General features: G+C 51.9%; 1 rRNA gene. It reads left to right on the forward strand.

Going from position 1 to position 1,669, the window contains the following annotated elements:
- The first annotated feature begins 41 nt into the window (after nucleotides 1–41).
- Nucleotides 42–1,601: ribosomal RNA gene (locus FGQ66_RS14730) — 16S ribosomal RNA — on the forward strand.
- Nucleotides 1,602–1,669: the final 68 nt, after the last annotated feature.

The following is a 1,669-nucleotide window of genomic DNA, read 5'->3' on the forward strand; positions in this document are numbered from 1 at the left end:
AAACAAATTGAGCTTAACAATCGCAAGATTGTTCTAACTTTTATTATGAGAGTTTGATCCTGGCTCAGGACGAACGCTGGCGGCGTGCCTAATACATGCAAGTCGTACGCTTCTTTTTCCACCGGAGCTTGCTCCACCGGAAAAAGAAGAGTGGCGAACGGGTGAGTAACACGTGGGTAACCTGCCCATCAGAAGGGGATAACACTTGGAAACAGGTGCTAATACCGTATAACAATCGAAACCGCATGGTTTTGATTTGAAAGGCGCTTTCGGGTGTCGCTGATGGATGGACCCGCGGTGCATTAGCTAGTTGGTGAGGTAACGGCTCACCAAGGCCACGATGCATAGCCGACCTGAGAGGGTGATCGGCCACATTGGGACTGAGACACGGCCCAAACTCCTACGGGAGGCAGCAGTAGGGAATCTTCGGCAATGGACGAAAGTCTGACCGAGCAACGCCGCGTGAGTGAAGAAGGTTTTCGGATCGTAAAACTCTGTTGTTAGAGAAGAACAAGGATGAGAGTAACTGTTCATCCCTTGACGGTATCTAACCAGAAAGCCACGGCTAACTACGTGCCAGCAGCCGCGGTAATACGTAGGTGGCAAGCGTTGTCCGGATTTATTGGGCGTAAAGCGAGCGCAGGCGGTTTCTTAAGTCTGATGTGAAAGCCCCCGGCTCAACCGGGGAGGGTCATTGGAAACTGGGAGACTTGAGTGCAGAAGAGGAGAGTGGAATTCCATGTGTAGCGGTGAAATGCGTAGATATATGGAGGAACACCAGTGGCGAAGGCGGCTCTCTGGTCTGTAACTGACGCTGAGGCTCGAAAGCGTGGGGAGCAAACAGGATTAGATACCCTGGTAGTCCACGCCGTAAACGATGAGTGCTAAGTGTTGGAGGGTTTCCGCCCTTCAGTGCTGCAGCTAACGCATTAAGCACTCCGCCTGGGGAGTACGACCGCAAGGTTGAAACTCAAAGGAATTGACGGGGGCCCGCACAAGCGGTGGAGCATGTGGTTTAATTCGAAGCAACGCGAAGAACCTTACCAGGTCTTGACATCCTTTGACCACTCTAGAGATAGAGCTTCCCCTTCGGGGGCAAAGTGACAGGTGGTGCATGGTTGTCGTCAGCTCGTGTCGTGAGATGTTGGGTTAAGTCCCGCAACGAGCGCAACCCTTATTGTTAGTTGCCATCATTTAGTTGGGCACTCTAGCAAGACTGCCGGTGACAAACCGGAGGAAGGTGGGGATGACGTCAAATCATCATGCCCCTTATGACCTGGGCTACACACGTGCTACAATGGGAAGTACAACGAGTCGCGAAGTCGCGAGGCTAAGCTAATCTCTTAAAGCTTCTCTCAGTTCGGATTGTAGGCTGCAACTCGCCTACATGAAGCCGGAATCGCTAGTAATCGCGGATCAGCACGCCGCGGTGAATACGTTCCCGGGCCTTGTACACACCGCCCGTCACACCACGAGAGTTTGTAACACCCGAAGTCGGTGAGGTAACCTTTTGGAGCCAGCCGCCTAAGGTGGGATAGATGATTGGGGTGAAGTCGTAACAAGGTAGCCGTATCGGAAGGTGCGGCTGGATCACCTCCTTTCTAAGGAATATTACGGAGACTACACTGGTTGTTTTATACTTTGTTCAGTTTTGAGAGGTCTACTCAAT

The organism is Enterococcus sp. BSD2780061688st2 D3, from assembly GCF_005844145.1.
GTDB lineage: Bacteria > Bacillota > Bacilli > Lactobacillales > Enterococcaceae > Enterococcus_B > Enterococcus_B durans.